Genomic DNA, 15,133 nt, shown 5'->3' with positions numbered 1-15,133 from the left:
GTGCATATGCATTGATCCGCGTTGAATGACGATAGCAAACGTTTTTCGCATGGCCTGTTTTCAGGCGCCGCCCGCGCCGGCGGCAAGCGTGTTTCGCCCCCCGCCAGGGGAACCTGGCGGGATCGACCTCATCTGGAGTGCCCATGACAGAGGTGACACAACACGGGATGTCTCAGGCGCCGCACGATCTTCCTGCTGTATTTGAGCGCCTCGGCCGTCCTGGCCGCAGGCGTTTCGTCTCGGGAGCGTGCGCAGCGGCGCTGCTCGCCTTCGCGGCTGCCGGGCGCTCGCGCGCGCCTTTCGGCGTGGGCCGCGCTTTCGCGGCCACCTCGGCGAGCGCATCCGGTACCGGCTATGACGCCTTCATCGAGCTATCGCAGCGCCTCACTGGCCGCACGAGCTTCGACGCCGTGCTCGGCAAGCGCGTCTATGCCGCGCTCGGCCACGCGAGCAGTCAGTTCGACGCGAATGTCGCCACGCTCAACACCTGGATTCAAGGTCATGGCGGCGTGCCCTCCGATACCGTGACCGCCGCGCTCAAGCCCGATCAGCCGGAACTCGCATCGATGGTGGGCGACATCATGCGCGCGTGGTATCTCGGTCTCGTGGGCGAGATGCCGAAGGTGCAGGTGGTGGCCTTCGAAAAGGCGTTGATGTTCGACCCCGTCAACGACGTGCTCACGATTCCCTCGTATTGCCGCGACGTGCCGTTCCACTGGAAGCACAAACCCGCAGGCGAATAGCGGAGCAACCGGCACATACATCACGGCCGCGCCAGGCCCCCACAACGAAAGCCAAAGGATGAGGTCGACAATGGCGACAGGACGTTGCGCCGACGTGGTCGTCGTCGGTTCCGGCGTGGCGGGCAGTCTGGTGGCGCACCAGCTCGCCCGGGCCGGCGCTTGCGTGGTGCTGCTCGAAGCGGGGCCGCGCGTTGCGCGCTGGCAGATCGTGGAGAACTTCCGCAATTCGCCCGCCAAGGCCGATTTCGCCACGCCGTATCCGTCTGTGAGCTACGCGCCGCATCCCGAATACGCGCCGCCCAACGAGTATCTCGTGCAGAAGGGCGATTATCCGTACAACTCACAATATTTGCGTCTCGTGGGCGGAACCACGTGGCACTGGGCCGCCGCCGCGTGGCGCTTGCTGCCGGCGGACTTTCGTTTGAAAACCCAGTACGGCGTGGGTCGCGACTGGCCCTATCCCTACGAGACGCTGGAGCCGTGGTATCAGCTCGCGGAAGAGGCACTGGGCGTGTCCGGTCCGGACGCGACGTACGATCTCGGCTCGCCGCGGGCAAAGCCGTATCCAATGAGCATGCTGCCGCTTTCCTGGATGGATCAGCGCTTCTCGCAAGTACTGAATGCGAATGGCTTTCACGTGGTGCCCGAGCCGGTCGCGCGCAATAGCCGCCCGTTCGATGCGCGGCCCACCTGCTGCGGCAACAACAACTGCATGCCGATTTGCCCGATCGGTGCGATGTACAACGGCGTGGTTCACGCGGACAAGGCCGAGCGCGCGGGCGCGAAGCTCGTGCCCCAGGCCGTGGTCTATCACATCGAGGCCGACAACAAAGGGCTCGTTACTGCCGTTCACTACAAGGATCCAGGCGGCAGAAGCACGCGCGTGACCGGCAAGCTCTTCGTGCTCGCCGCGAACGGCATCGAGACGCCCAAGCTCATGCTGATGTCGAAGAGCGACGCGTTTGCGCACGGCATTGGCAATAGCTCCGGGCAGGTGGGCCGCAATCTCATGGATCATCCGGGCACGGGCATCACGTTCATGGCCAACGAACCACTGTGGCCGGGGCGCGGGCCCATGGAAATGACCTCGGTCGTGAACTTCCGCGACGGTGCGTTCCGCTCCGCGTATGCCGCGAAGAAACTGCATCTGTCGAACGGGGTGCCCACCATGGCCGTGACGGCCGCGCTCATCGCGAACGGCTTGACCGGCGCGGAACTGGACCGGGAGATACGCGAGCGCACGTCGCGCACGCTCACCATCAACAGTTTCCACGAGCATTTGCCCGAGCCGCAGAACCGCGTGCTGCCCTCGAGCGAACACAAGGACGGACTCGGCATTCCACAGCCCGAGATCTATTACTCGATCAACGATTACGTCAAGAAGAGCGCGGCGAACACGCATGAACTCTATGCGCAGATCGCGCAGCTTTTCGGCGGCACGGACATCGCATTCGACGATACCTTCGCGCCCAACAATCACATCATGGGCACGACGATCATGGGCGCGAACGCCGCCGATTCGGTCGTCGATGCCGATTGCCGCACGCACGATCATGCGAATCTGTTCGTCGCCAGCAGCGCGGTGATGCCCTCGGCCGCCTCGGTGAACTGCACGCTGACGATTGCCGCGCTGTCGCTGAAGCTGGCCGACAAGCTGCGCCACGAGCTTTGATACGAGCCAGACGATGAAAACAGCGAAGTCCTCCACAGCGGCCACCACGAATCACGAGCGAGAGCGACGCGCGCGTGCCGCTCTCGCGGCCGCGCTTTTCTGTGCCTTCGCGCTCTATATCGCGTGGCACGCCTCGCACGAGTCGAACTCGCGTCCCGTCGACGAACTGCCGATGTCCACGGCGCGCGGCGACGACACGTCGACGCCCATTGCGGACGCCGACAAGCCCGAGCTCATCAAGCGCGGCGCCTATCTAGCGCGCATTGGCGACTGCGTTGCGTGCCATACCGCCGATCCAGGCCGGCCGTTTGCGGGCGGCCTGCCCATCAGCACGCCGCTTGGAAAAATCTACACGCCGAACATCACGCCGGACCCCGATACCGGCATCGGCCAGTGGAGCGATACCGACTTCATACGCGCGTTGCATGAAGGCATCGGCAAGGGCGGCGAACGGCTGTACCCCGCGTTTCCCTACGTCGAATTCACGCGGATGACTGAGCAGGACATGCTTGCGATCCGCGCCTATCTGAATACGATCGCGCCGGTGCATTACACGCCGCCCGCGAACGAGCTGCGCTTTCCATTCAATCAGCGCTGGCTGATGATCTTGTGGAATCTCTTCAACTTCAACGAAGGCCGCTTCGTGCCGGACCCGAAGCAAAGCGCCGAATTCAACCGCGGCGCCTATCTCGTCGAAGGCCTCGCGCATTGCGAGGAATGCCACACGCCGCGCAACTTCATGCAGGGTCTCAAGACGACAGAGCGTTTCTCGGGCGCGACGCAAGCAGGCTGGCAGGCCTACAACATCACGCCCGACCGCACGAGCGGCATTGGCAACTGGAGCGACGACGCGCTGATCGCCTATCTCTCCACGGGCATTGCCGCGGGGCATGCGAGCGCAGCCGGTCCGATGGCCGACGTGGTCCAGCACTCGACGCAATATCTGACGCATGAGGACCTGCGCTCGATCGTGGCGTATCTGCGCGCGCTGCCGCCGGTTTCGGGCGGCGTGACGCGGCCGCGCGATGCCTGGGGCAAGCCCGCTGTGAACGACATCACCGCGCTGCGCGGCACGACGATCACGACCGTGAACGGCTTGCAGCTTTTCGTGGCGAACTGCGCGAGTTGCCACCACTGGACAGGCGGCGGCGTGGGGGGAAGCGCGCCGGGCGCGTATCCATCGCTCATTCATAACAGCGTTGCAGGCGCGCCGAGCCCGGACAACCTCGCGATGGTGATCCTGCACGGTGTGCGGCGCCAGACGAAGGACAGCGACGTGCTGATGCCGGCATTCGGCGATGCATTGAGCAACGAACAGGTGGCAGCCATTTCCAACTACGTGACGACGCAGTTCGGCGATCTGCGGGCCACGCTCACGGCCGGCGAGGTCGCGGCGCTGCGTGCCCAGCCCCAGTAACTCACCGTAACGCCGGGGCTTTGCGCCGCGCTCGCGGCGGCACTGATAACCGCAAACGCGTATGCTGTGAACGCAGGCACGCCGCTTGCGTGTAGTCTGCTTAGTGACGCGCCTGTCGCAATCGTATTCGGTACGATATTTGGCGCTCATATGGCCCACTCACACAGCGCTATGATGAAGTGATGACGCATACACCCGACGCTCTCGTGCAGCACCATGCCGCCAATCTTGCAGGTCGCGACTTCGTAGTAGGCGATTTGCATGGTTGCGTGGAGGCGTTGCGCTATCTTTTGCGCGAAGTCGAGTTCGACACCGCGCGTGACCGGCTGTTTTCTGTGGGCGATCTCGTTGACCGCGGCGAGCGCGAGCAGTGCGAACAGGCGCTCGCGCTGCTCGACAAACCGTGGTTCTACGCCGTGCTCGGCAATCACGAAGACGCACTGTGCGCCGTAGCCGAAGGGAAGATGCCGCGCAACCGCTGGTATGGCATCGGCGGCGGCTGGGCGCAGAGCGTGCCCGACGCCGAACTCGTGCACTACGCGCAACGGCTACGCCAATTGCCGCTCGCGCGCGTGGTGGGCGAGGGCGAAAAGCGATTCAATATCATTCACGCGGAATTTTTCGGCGACGACGCCGCGCTCGACAGCGGCCAGTTCGATTCCGACGTGCGCGAACGCATGCTTTGGGGCCGCGATCTCGTGCTCGGCACGGGCGATCCGGCGCGCCATGCGCTCTCGCTCACGTTCTGCGGGCATACGCCGGTGCGTGAAGTGCGGCAGATCGGCTCGCAGGTGTTCATCGACACCGGAGCGTTCATCACCGAAGGACGCCTCACCATGGTCGAGGCGCTCACATCGCGCATCTTGTCGGTCTCGCAGGTCGAGGCGCTCGCGCACGGCGCGGCCGCGATCGTGCTTCCCTGAGGCCTCGCGCCTGCCGGTCTCCCGTTGGCCGCTCGGCTCATACGATGCGGTTCAACTCGAACACCATGTCGATGGTGTGCCCATTCCAGTTGTATTCCAGATACGCCGCGTGATGGCACGCGCGCAGCAGCGTCGTGCTGAAGGCGGCGAGACATTGGCCGTCCTCGTCGCGAACCGAGGGATACGCAATGCCCGGCGCACGCGCCTCGCGGGCGGCGCGGCCTAGCGCCTGGCCGGCCGTGTAGTCGTCGGGCGAGAGCACGCCCGGGTCGAGCGCGGGGTCATCGCGCAGATCGATTACCTCGCCGTGTGCGATCACCGTATAGAGCCGCATTTGCTGACGGATGGGCGGCTCGTTCGTGGCCGCGAGAAAAAGCCCCGAGTGATAGCGCGTTTCCGCCACGGCGGTCGCGCGCGAGCGCGCGCAGTAGAACACGCCGTAGGTGCCGTCGGAAAAACGGCTGCCCTGCGGATTCAGATGCGTGAAAGCCGCCATGATCGGCCCGTAGCCGGGGCCGAAGCGGCGCTCCTCGCGCGGCACGAGGTCGAGGTCGCCGGTTTCGGTGCGCAGCCGGTCGTTGGTGAGCGCTTCGAGCGCGTAGAGCGCCTCGAAGTCGTCCGCGGAAGCCACGCGGTCGAACAGGTTCACGGCTGGAAACCGGGTGGGAATCACCCTGAACGCGGGTGACCAGGTGAGATGCGCGCTGCGCCAGCGGTCTTGCCAGTTCGTTTGCGTCACGCCCAGCCGCCTCGCATTGCGTCGAGATACTGGCGCACCGCCACGAGGTCGCTGACGTTGCCGGCCAGCATGCGGTCGAGCGCGCGCCGTCCGCCAAAGGGCGGCGCGCTGTTGGGACGCTTGATCCAGGTGTCGGCGGAGGTGGGTTGGGGCAGGAGAATCTGCAACGCCTTGTAGATGCCGAGCAGCAGCGAAAGGCGTTCGAGTGTGTCGCGGCCCAGCCGGGCGGTGTGCGGGGACTGCTTCCACTTGAAGAACGTGGATCGGCCCGGCGAGCCGAGCAGAATAATCTGCTCTTCGGCGCTCAGGTCCCAGTCGCGCGCAATGTTGAAGAACGCCCTGAGCCCCGCCGCCGACATTTCGGTGAGCGAGGGTTCGGCGCGGGGACGTCGCGACGGCGTGACGGAAGCAGTGGCGGGTGACATGGTGGTCGAGTCCTGAATTGAACTTTTAGTAGATATTAGTCCATATATGGATTATTGCAAGTTTTGACTCGGTATAATCCTCGCCGGACATTGGGACGGCATTGGGGGAGACAGGTGCGGGCAGGTGTATTGATGGCTCATGCCCGGCGAGGCCCACGCCGCAGCCCGTGTGCATCATCCCGCTTCCGGCGCGGCGCCCGCGTCCAAAAGTGCGATTCCCGTGCCGCACGCGCTGCCGCCCATCCTGAGCTGAACGCTATCTAGCCCGTGCCGAGCCCCGACGCGAACAATTGCAGCGTCGCCGCGGTTCGCGGCTCGCGCACCCGCGAGTGAAGCAGGACCTGCGAAACCGGCAGCGCGGGCAAACCGAGCCGAGCGCCGACGTCGATCAGTTCGCGCGGCGCGACCCGGCGCGCCAGCGGCGAAACCGCGAGACCAGCGGCCAGCGCCGCGCCCACCGCGGCGACACCGCCGCCCACGAACACTTCGGTCCACGCCACGCCCGCGGCGTCGAGCGCGCGAATCGCTGCGGCCCGCACCGCGCATGGCGCGGCGAGCAGCGCGAGCGGCAGCGCCGTGCCGGGCTGCCACTGCCATTGCGGTGCGGCGAGCCAGACGAGCGGCTCCGCGAAGAGCCGACGGGCATCGCCGCGCGGCGCCTCCTCTTCCTCCTGACGGACGATGACGGCATCGAGCCGCCGCTCGTCGAACTGCGCGAGCAGATGCGCCGAGAGCCCCAGATGCAGCTCGATCACGAGTCCCGGATCATGGACGCGAAGCTGGGCGAGCTGGCGGGCGAGGTTGGCGTCCGCAACATGCTCGCTCAGGCCGAGCGCGAGCCGCCGCTCGTCGCCCGCAAGCGCCCCGAGCGCGCGCTCATGCGCGCCCAGCAGGTCGCGCGCGGCGGCGAGGAACGTGAGGCCATCCGCCGAAAGCCGCACGACGCGCGGCGTGCGTTCGAGCAACTGCTTGCCCAGATGCGCCTCGAGGCGCTTGAGCTTGAGGCTCACCGCCGATTGCGTGGTGTCGAGGGCGTCGGCGGCACGCGTGAAGCTGCGCAGCTCGGCGACGAGCACGAAGGCGCGCACGGCGTCGAGATCCAGTGGTTTCATTTCAGACGAAAATGGATGAAATATCTATCTATGCCTGTTTATTATGATAGATCGCACCTAAGCTGATGTCATGTCAAACCCACCGAAGCAGGAGATCGACATGCCGTTCACTCGTATCGCGGTTCGCGCAGGCAAGCCCGCCACGTATCGCAAGGCGCTCACGCAGGGCATTCACCAAGCGCTGATGGAGGTGTTCAAGGCGCCTGAAGACGACATCTTCATGATCATCACCGAGCACGATGCCGATAACTTCGTGTTCGGCCGGCATTACCTCGGGATCGAGCGCAGCGACGATCTGGTCATGATTCAGATCGCCGTGAACAACACGCGCGGGCAGGAGCAGAAGAAGGCGCTGTTCGCGCAGATTGCCGAAAACCTCGCGCGCGCTCCGGGGGTGAGGCGCGAGGACGTGTTCGTGAATCTCGTGGATGTCGCGCGGGAGAACTGGTCGTTCGGCAATGGGGTGGCGCAGTACGCGACCTGAGCGCGGAGCGTGCCGCCCGACGCGGCCGTCAGCCGGCCGCGCGATTGCTCCCGCGCGGCAGCCACGTCACCACTTCTTCTCGTCGAGCAGGCGGTCGAACAGCCGTTCCCGCAGCGCGTCGGGCACGGCCGACAGCCCGAGCAGCGTGCTGAACGCGATGCCGCTCGCGGCGAAGTAGCGTAGCAACGAGAGTTCGAGGTCGCGGGCCTCGACCTGCAGCTGTTCCATCTTGGCCGCGTCCTGGGCCTTCAGGTCTTCGAGCAGCGCCGGGCTTTCGACCAGGGCCGCGAGCACGGCGCGCGCGACGGAGTCCGGCTGGTTGATCGACTCCCTGAAAATCGCGATCTGCGCCGAAAGGACCGGTTCTGCCCGGGCCTGGCCGCCCGCTGCCAGGTGATCTTGCGCGATCTGCTCGAATTGTTCCCGCTGACGATCCAGCAGCGCGCGCAGCACGCCCAGTTTGTTACGGAACTGGTGTAGCAATCCGCCTTTGCTGATGCCGCTTTCGCGCGCGAGCGCATCGAATGTCAGTCCGCCGACCCCGTCGCGGGTCAGGATCGCAAGCGCCGCGTCAATCGCCTTTCTGCGGGAAATCTCGGAACGTGTCTGGTTATCCATGGGCGCGATTGTACCCCTGCATCGTTCCACAAACAAACCGGATAGACGGTTTACATCCTCCGAGGCCGATGCTACGCTTCGTCTCGTCGTAGACTCGGCCGGATGCCAGGCGGTATCCGGCAACTTTTAAAAGGATGCCTTCGTGCTCAACAACCGTTTTCTTCACATGTCGTCGGCTTGCGTAGTACTCCTGATGTTGTCGGCGTGTGCGGGCGTGCAGCCCGTGGCCTATAACAGCCTCGCCTCGTCCTCCCAGCTCAAGGAGAACCGGGATCACGACGCCGCGCAGACGCCATTCCGCTATGCGGCGCCGGTGCTCTGGTCGCGCTACTCGCAGGTCATCGTCGATCCGGTCGCGGTGTATCAAGGCGCCGACAATCAGTTCGGCGACCTGTCGGACTCGGACAAGGACGTGCTCGCCGCCTACATGCACAAGACGTTTGCCGACACGCTATCGAAGCGTTTCGACCTGGCGACCCAGCCGTCGCCCGCGACGCTGCGCGTGAAACTCACGTTGACCGGCGCGGAGAAAACGACTGCCCTGATCGGCCAGGCGATGCATTTCGACATCGCGGGCAATCTCTACAACGGCGTTCAGGCGATCCGGGGCGGCAAAGGAGCGTTTAGCGGCTCGGTGTCGTATGCCGTGGAGGTGTACGACAGTGCGTCGGGGCGTCTGCTTCGCGCCTACGTGACAAAGCAATACCCGAACGCGATGAATCTGCCCGCTGCCTTCGGCTCCCTGAGCGCGGCCGAAACCGGCATCGACAAGGGCGCCGATGCGCTCGTCGAGCAGTTGCGCTAACGGCGAAGCCGCCTGAGCGGAAAGGGCGCCGCCGGTCCGAACCCCATCGACTTTCTCGCCAGATCTTCAACGCACCGTGAGTCTCTTCAGCTTCTTTGCATGCGCGGTTGGCCATGCGCTCGCCTTCGCATCCCGATTTGCGAGGCGCGTATGGCATGTCGTCGTGGGGAAGTTGTGAGTGACCGGCGGTGGTGGCATGCCGCAGTCTGGGCCGCGTGGGTTTTGGCGAACCTGGCTGGCGGCCTGATGCTCGCTCAAGCGCTGTCGCAACGCAGCACCCGTGTAACCGTGAGCTTCGTGTCGGGCGCCGGGCTCGTCGCCGGCAAAACGCCGGTGCGATATCGCGGCGTGGTCGTTGGCCGGCTCGAGCATCTGCGTTTGTCCGCGGATGGTCAGCGTGTGGATGCCGAACTGAGGCTCGATGCGGCCGGACCACACATCGCCATGTGCGGCGCGAAATTCTGGGTTGTGCGTCCGCGCATCGACGTGAAGAACATCTCCGGGCTCCTGACCGCCGTATCGGGAACCTGGATCGACGTCGATATCGACATTCATTCGCCCAGGGCGTGCTACACATTCACGGGCTTCGACACGCCGCCGGCCATCACCAGCGACGCAGAGGGCACGCGTTTCGTGATTCGCGCCCCAACGCTCGGCTCGCTGAATGCCGGCTCGCCCGTTTATTTTCGCGGTGTGCAGGTCGGGGAGGTGCTCGGCTATTCGCTGGTGACCAGTGGCGACAACGTCCGTATCGGCGTTTTCGTCAGGAGACCGTTCGATCGTCTGGTCACGTCCGATACGCGCTGGTGGCAATCGAGCGGCGTCGAACTCAAGCTCGATTCCAGCGGCATGCGGCTGGAAACGCCGCCGGCCGCGGCGCTGCTCGCGGGCGGCCTCGCATTCGATACGCCGCGTGGGAGCGTGCGCCCAGTGTCCGCGACGAGCGTCGAGGATTTCCGGCTCGCGGAAAGCCGCACGGACGCGATGCGCGCCAACGAAGGTCCGCCTGCCGTGGTGCGCATGCGCTTCGCGCAGTCGGTGCGAGGGCTGTCCGTTGGCGCGCCAGTCGAATTCCGCGGCGTTGGATTGGGCACGGTCACGGCAGTCGCTATCGACTTCCAACCCAAGAGCGGACGTTTCGACATGCTGGTCACGCTGAGCCTGTATCCCTCGCGGCTCGGCCGCAACTACCGCGACGCGCTCGGCGACGGTGCGGGAACGGCAGGCAAGAGTCTGCTGCACCAGCTCGTCGCTCAGGGACTGCGCGGCCAGCTACGCACGGGAAGCCTTTTGACGGGGCAGAAGTACGTCGCACTCGACATCTTCCCGCGCGCACCCGCGGCGCGCGTCGACACGGAGCGCTCGCCGGTCGAATTGCCGACGGTGCCCAACTCACTGGAAGAACTCCAGGACCAGGTGTCGAATATCGTGCGCCGGCTCGACCGCATGCCGCTTCAGGCGATCGGGCGCAACCTGGACGCGTCGTTGCAGCAGTCGAATGTCCTCTTTGCGCGGCTCGATACGGAGCTCGTACCGCGTGCGCGTTCGACGCTCGAATCGGCGCAACGGGCGTTTCGTTCCGCGCAAGCGATGCTCGACCAGGATTCGCCGTTGCAGAGCGACGCTCATCAGGCGTTGGCCGCGTTGCGGCGTACGCTGGCCAGCCTGAACGCCTTATCCGATTATCTCGAACGCCACCCCGAGGCATTGATCTGGGGGAAGCGCGCAGACCCGTGAATCGGCAGGGCCGCCTACGGCGCCCGACTCACCAGCAACGGATCGACCACCCCGATCGCCTCTGCGTCCCGGCTCGCATAAGGCAGCTTGTGCAGCACGAATCGCATGGCATTGAGCCGCGCGCGCTTCTTGCAATCGGAGCGAACGACCGTCCACGGCGCATCGGCGGTGTCCGTCTGCGAGAACATGGCCTCTTTCGCCAAGGTGTACGCCTCCCACTTGTCGAGCGAAGCGAGATCGACGGGACTCAGCTTCCATTGCTTGAGCGGATGCACCTTGCGTTCCTTGAAGCGTCGCCGCTGCTCGGCACGGCTCACTGAAAACCAGAACTTGATCAGATGGATGCCGCTCCGGATCAATTGCCGTTCGAACTCCGGCACCTGCTGCATGAAATCGGCATATTCCTCCGGCGAGCAGAAGCCCATGACATGCTCGACGCCCGCGCGGTTGTACCAGGACCGATCGAACAGCACGATCTCTCCGGCCGAAGGCAGATGCTGCACATAGCGCTGGAAATACCATTGGCCGCGCTCGACTTCGGTGGGCTTTTCAAGCGCGACGACGCGCGCGCCGCGCGGGTTCATATGCTCCATGAAGCGCTTGATCGTCCCGCCCTTGCCGGCCGCGTCGCGGCCCTCGAACAGGATCACGACGCGCTGACCGGTTTCGCGCACCCACGCCTGGAGCTTGAGCAGTTCGACCTGCAGCCGGTACTTCTGGCGCTCGTAGGCGCGGCGCGACATCAGGTTGCGATACGGATAGCCGCCTTCGCGCCAGCCGGAGGCGAGTTCCTCGTCGGGGTGGCGCGAGCGCGAGTTGCGCCAGTCGGCAGGGTTGCCTTCGAGGATCAGACTGCGCAACTGGGCGGCTTCGTCGGGCGACATGCCTTGCATCAATGCTGCGATCGACTCGAGCAGCATGGCGGGCGGATTGTGCCCGGCGCGAGTGCGCGCGACGAGATCATGGACAGCGCCTGCGATCGTCTCGCTCGCGGATTCGACGCCACTGTCGACGGTGCGCAATTCGGCGCTGTGGGGCGTGACGAGCGGCAGTCGTGCGGCGGGGCTGGCGGCGTCGGAAGCGGGGTAGGGAATGGATTTGGGCATGGTGTCGGCGGATGCGGGGATGGGAGTGCATGCGCAGTGACTCGCATTCAACGCGGATGCATCGAAGGCGCGCGCGGCAATGGCACGCAGGGAAGTCGTCGGGGCTTGATTGGCAGGGCGGCGCCGAGGCAAAAGCCTGCGCGCCGCTGGCCAGCGCCGGCCCGCTTGTCCAGCTAACGGCCAGTGCTGGACGCCGGCCGGCTCAGGCGTTTGCCGCCTTTTTGAGGATGAGGTAGAGCGAGTCCTTCAGTTGAAGCTTTTCCTTTTTTAGCTGCTCGACTTCCATGCCGTGCGAAGCCACGACACCCGCTTCCATGTTCTTGATCTGCTGGTCGAGTTCGTTGTGACGATGAAAAATCCGGGCGAAATGGTCGTCCTGGATCTTGAGGCGCGAAATCAAATCTCTGTACTCAGGGAACACTCAACACTCCTTACAGACAGGCAAAATGGGAGAAATTGGCAGGTCGTTATTTTTCCACCGTCTGGTCGTGGCAGTCTTGACCATCATCAGACTCCGATTGCCCGAAGGGTCAGGGACGTTACCTGGGGCATCGGGGCGCGCTCGCGTGTACCATCGATCGCGTCGTCGCAGTTCCTGGTTCTCCATCCGCTTGCACTGTTCCAAGCCGTCGCCCGACAGAACCCTGGAGCGTTCATGGATCGCGTTCTGGAAATCGTGCTGGATGTCGTGATCCCGGCAGCGCCGGATAGACAAAACGCAAAAGCCGTCGCCGCCACGGGAGCGGCGTCCAGGGCGCACGCCAGCCCGAAACCTTCGGAGCGGGCCGCCAGCCTGGGCGCGGCATTGCCGATGCTCGTGGCGCTGCCCGACGCGCGCGAGCGCGTGACGACGGTCGCCTTCGACCGCGGCGGGGTCCTTCGGGGGCTCGGCTGGCGCGTGTCGGTCGAATCGCGCGGCGACACGCAGCGCGTTGTCGTGTCGAGCCGACGCGTTCATACGCCTGGGGTTACCGTGGTCGCACCGATCTTCGAGGCGGCGCTCGATGCGAACGGCATCGCGCATGCGCTCTTCGACGCCGCGCCCGAGCCGTTTCGCGAGGCGCTGGGCAGCGCGGACGATCTCGCTCCATCGGCCACCCTCGTGGCGATGCGCAGCCGCTGGCAGTGGCCGCGCGATGGCATCGACGTATTGCTTACGCTCGACGAAGACTTGCACGAGCCGTCGGCAGCGCAGCAAGAAATGGTGGCTCGGGACACTCACGGCGCGGATGCGGCGCCCCCGCCCGACTTGTCCGCCTTGCACGAGTTGCGCGTGAGCGCGCCCTGGCCCGAAGGCGAGGACGAGCGGCCTATCGTCGATGCGCTGTTTGCCTGTGCCGGCGACCTGATCGGGGCGCTCCCCGCATTCGTGCGGCTGACCGACGCGCTCGAGCGCGCCAGCGCCGGCAGCGTGACCGGCGACGCCGAAGCCATCAAGGCCGAAGCCGTGGATCTGGCCGGCGCGGCCACCGCCGAGGCCGCGCTCGTGGCGATCGGGCGCAACATCAGCGTGCAGTGGTTCGGCAATGACGCGGGCGTGCGCGACAGCACGAACGGCGAGTTCATCCATCAGATGCGCGTCTCGCAGCGGCGGCTGCGCACCGCCATGCGCATTTTCTCGCGCTGGTGCGACGAGGCGTGGGAGACGCGCATCGAGCCGGAGCTCAAATGGCTCGGCGGCCTGCTCGGCGATGCGCGCGACCGCGATGTCTTCGTCGAATCGACGCTGCCTGCGCTCGCTGCCGCCGACGTCGAGCCGGGGCGCTGGGACGCGATTCGCGACGCGGCCAACGCGCAGCGGCTCGCCGCGCGCGCGCGGCTGCGCGAGGCGCTGGCCTCGCAGCGCTATGCGCTCGCGGCGCTGGCGTGGCTCCAGTGGCTCGACTTGCGCGCGCGACGCGCGCACGACGCCGGCAGCGCCGGGTTTTCGCTGCATCGCCACGCGAAGAAGCGCGTGCGGCGCTACTACGAGCAACTCGCGAGCACGCAAAAGCTCACGGCCATCGACGAGGCGAGCCGTCATCGCGCGCGCATCAACGCGAAGTATTTGCGCTACACGATCGAATTCTTCGCCACGCTCACGTCGCGCCGCACGCGCATGGAGGTGGCGCGCGCGCTAGCACGGCTGCAGAGCGTGCTCGGCGACGGCAACGACGCCGCGGTGGCCCTGCGCTATCTCGAGCGCATGGACGCCGAGCCGTATCAGCTTGGGTTCGCACGCGGCTGGTGCGAGGCCGTCAAGCGCTATACCGCGAAGGAGGGCGAACGCCTGTTACGCGAACTGGGTGCGCCGAAGGTGGCGCGCGGCGCCTGACGTGCGTCTCTATAATCGCTGGCGCGGATTGGCGGTTTGGCGAGCCGCGCCGAACCATCGTTCGTTCGTCTCGTTTTCGCTTATGTTGCGCATGATGAATCCCACTGACCTGAACTCACCATCCGCCGGAGCCGGCCAAGCCGACGCCGGCTCCACTGATACATCGACACCCGCCGAGGCGCCGGAACTGGGTCTGGGCGGCTCGGTCTGGTTTCAGTCCGGCCAGCAGATGCTTGGCGGCGCGGCGCGCATTGCGCTGCTGGAAGCCATCCATGCAACCGGTTCGATCACAGGCGCCGCGAAAGCGGTCGGCATGAGCTACAAGGGCGCCTGGGACGCCGTCGACGTCATGAACAATCTCGCGGGCGAGGCGCTCGTGGTGCGCGCGACGGGCGGCAAGGGCGGCGGCGGGACGACGCTCACGCCGCGGGCGCTGCGGCTCGTCGAGACGTTTCGCGCTATCGAGCGGGAGCACCAGCGCTTTATCGAGCGTGCGGCGCACGCGCTTGGGGCCGTTTCGGGCGAAGGCGGCGATGCGCACGCTGGCGGGTTCGCGCGCGACCTCGCCGTGCTCGGCCGCTTCGCCATGCGCACGAGCGCGCGCAATCAGCTCTTTGGCACCGTCTCGGGGATCGTGCGTGGTGCGGTGAACGACGAGGTGTCGATCGCGCTGCCCGGCGGCGAGGGCATCGTCGCCACGATCACCCACGAGAGCGCCGAAGCGCTCGGCCTTGCCGCAGGCGCGCCCGTGGTGGCGCTCGTGAAGGCGACGTCGGTCGTGCTGGTCGCGAGCGCGGCAGACGCCGACCGGCTTTCGGCGCGCAACCGGCTCAGCGGGACGATCGAGGTTGTGCAACGTGGCGCCGTGAACGCCGAAGTGACGCTCGCCCTGCCGGGCGGCACCGTCATCGCCGCGATCGTGACCGAAGCGAGCGTGGACGCGCTGGGATTCGTCGCAGGGCAAGCGGCGACGGCCGTGTTCAAGGCTTCGAGCGTGCTGCTAGGCGTGGCCGGTTGAGCGGCGTCGAACGGGGCGCC

Annotated in this window: 15 protein-coding genes; 9 read left to right on the top strand and 6 right to left on the bottom strand. The window is 65.8% G+C overall.

Going from position 1 to position 15,133, the window contains the following annotated elements; all coding sequences use genetic code 11:
• The first annotated feature begins 167 nt into the window (after positions 1-167).
• From AB3X99_RS06530 to AB3X99_RS06515, 4 genes are all read left to right on the top strand, one after another.
• On the top strand, positions 168-743 hold the full coding sequence (locus AB3X99_RS06530; RefSeq protein ID WP_368616722.1) for a sugar dehydrogenase complex small subunit: 576 nt from the start codon (positions 168-170) through the stop codon (positions 741-743).
• A 70-nt stretch (positions 744-813) separates the two neighbouring features.
• On the top strand, positions 814-2,415 hold the full coding sequence (locus AB3X99_RS06525; RefSeq protein WP_368616459.1) for a GMC family oxidoreductase: 1,602 nt from the start codon (positions 814-816) through the stop codon (positions 2,413-2,415).
• A gap of 13 nt (positions 2,416-2,428) precedes the next feature.
• Entirely contained in the window at positions 2,429-3,832 is a 1,404-nt protein-coding gene (locus tag AB3X99_RS06520) for a c-type cytochrome (RefSeq protein ID WP_368616458.1), read from the top strand.
• Positions 3,833-4,014: 182 nt separating this feature from the next.
• Positions 4,015-4,755: a metallophosphoesterase gene (locus AB3X99_RS06515; protein WP_069261358.1), complete on the top strand. Its 741-nt coding sequence runs from the start codon at positions 4,015-4,017 to the stop codon at positions 4,753-4,755.
• A 37-nt stretch (positions 4,756-4,792) separates the two neighbouring features.
• On the opposite strand, the gene AB3X99_RS06510 is transcribed toward AB3X99_RS06515, so the two are convergent.
• From AB3X99_RS06510 to AB3X99_RS06500, 3 genes are all read right to left on the bottom strand, one after another.
• The gene (locus AB3X99_RS06510; protein WP_069261357.1) at positions 4,793-5,494 is read right to left on the bottom strand and encodes an RES family NAD+ phosphorylase; all 702 of its coding nucleotides are present in this window, start codon (positions 5,492-5,494) and stop codon (positions 4,793-4,795) included.
• Entirely contained in the window at positions 5,491-5,919 is a 429-nt protein-coding gene (locus tag AB3X99_RS06505) for an MbcA/ParS/Xre antitoxin family protein (protein ID WP_069261356.1), read from the bottom strand. The genes AB3X99_RS06510 and AB3X99_RS06505 overlap by 4 nt, the downstream gene beginning before the upstream one ends.
• 260 nt (positions 5,920-6,179) lie before the next feature.
• The gene (locus tag AB3X99_RS06500) at positions 6,180-7,031 is read right to left on the bottom strand and encodes a LysR family transcriptional regulator (RefSeq protein ID WP_368616457.1); all 852 of its coding nucleotides are present in this window, start codon (positions 7,029-7,031) and stop codon (positions 6,180-6,182) included.
• A gap of 100 nt (positions 7,032-7,131) precedes the next feature.
• On the opposite strand from AB3X99_RS06500, the gene AB3X99_RS06495 reads away from it, so the two are divergent.
• Positions 7,132-7,515, top strand: coding sequence for a tautomerase family protein (locus AB3X99_RS06495; protein ID WP_368616456.1), 384 nt, complete (start codon positions 7,132-7,134; stop codon positions 7,513-7,515).
• 66 nt (positions 7,516-7,581) lie between these two features.
• Here AB3X99_RS06495 and AB3X99_RS06490 read toward each other — a convergent pair whose 3' ends face one another.
• Positions 7,582-8,133 carry a TetR/AcrR family transcriptional regulator gene (locus AB3X99_RS06490; protein WP_069261353.1) on the bottom strand — a complete coding sequence of 184 codons (552 nt, stop codon included), beginning with the start codon at positions 8,131-8,133 and terminating at the stop codon, positions 7,582-7,584.
• A gap of 193 nt (positions 8,134-8,326) precedes the next feature.
• Here AB3X99_RS06490 and AB3X99_RS06485 point away from each other — a divergent pair, with 193 nt between their 5' ends.
• Together AB3X99_RS06485 and AB3X99_RS06480 are read left to right on the top strand one after the other, a co-directional pair.
• A complete protein-coding gene (locus AB3X99_RS06485; protein WP_176732813.1) occupies positions 8,327-8,938 on the top strand; it encodes a DUF3313 domain-containing protein in 612 nt (203 codons plus the stop codon).
• Positions 8,939-9,184: 246 nt separating this feature from the next.
• Positions 9,185-10,675 (top strand): intermembrane transport protein PqiB, encoded by a 1,491-nt coding sequence (locus AB3X99_RS06480; RefSeq protein ID WP_368616455.1) that lies wholly within the window; start codon positions 9,185-9,187, stop codon positions 10,673-10,675.
• A gap of 14 nt (positions 10,676-10,689) precedes the next feature.
• Here AB3X99_RS06480 and ppk2 read toward each other — a convergent pair whose 3' ends face one another.
• Positions 10,690-11,727 (bottom strand): polyphosphate kinase 2, encoded by a 1,038-nt coding sequence (ppk2, locus tag AB3X99_RS06475; RefSeq protein ID WP_368605208.1) that lies wholly within the window; start codon positions 11,725-11,727, stop codon positions 10,690-10,692.
• Between the two features lie 256 nt (positions 11,728-11,983).
• Positions 11,984-12,202 carry a YdcH family protein gene (locus AB3X99_RS06470; RefSeq protein WP_028202952.1) on the bottom strand — a complete coding sequence of 73 codons (219 nt, stop codon included), beginning with the start codon at positions 12,200-12,202 and terminating at the stop codon, positions 11,984-11,986.
• Positions 12,203-12,436: 234 nt separating this feature from the next.
• Here AB3X99_RS06470 and AB3X99_RS06465 point away from each other — a divergent pair, with 234 nt between their 5' ends.
• Positions 12,437-14,095 carry a CHAD domain-containing protein gene (locus AB3X99_RS06465; RefSeq protein WP_368616454.1) on the top strand — a complete coding sequence of 553 codons (1,659 nt, stop codon included), beginning with the start codon at positions 12,437-12,439 and terminating at the stop codon, positions 14,093-14,095.
• Between the two features lie 91 nt (positions 14,096-14,186).
• Entirely contained in the window at positions 14,187-15,113 is a 927-nt protein-coding gene (locus AB3X99_RS06460) for a TOBE domain-containing protein (RefSeq protein WP_368616453.1), read from the top strand.
• Positions 15,114-15,133: the final 20 nt, after the last annotated feature.

It is taken from the genome of Paraburkholderia sp. BR10882 (assembly GCF_040948855.1).
Taxonomy (GTDB): domain Bacteria; phylum Pseudomonadota; class Gammaproteobacteria; order Burkholderiales; family Burkholderiaceae; genus Paraburkholderia; species Paraburkholderia nodosa_A.
This window is presented reverse-complemented; position numbering and strand designations above follow the sequence as displayed.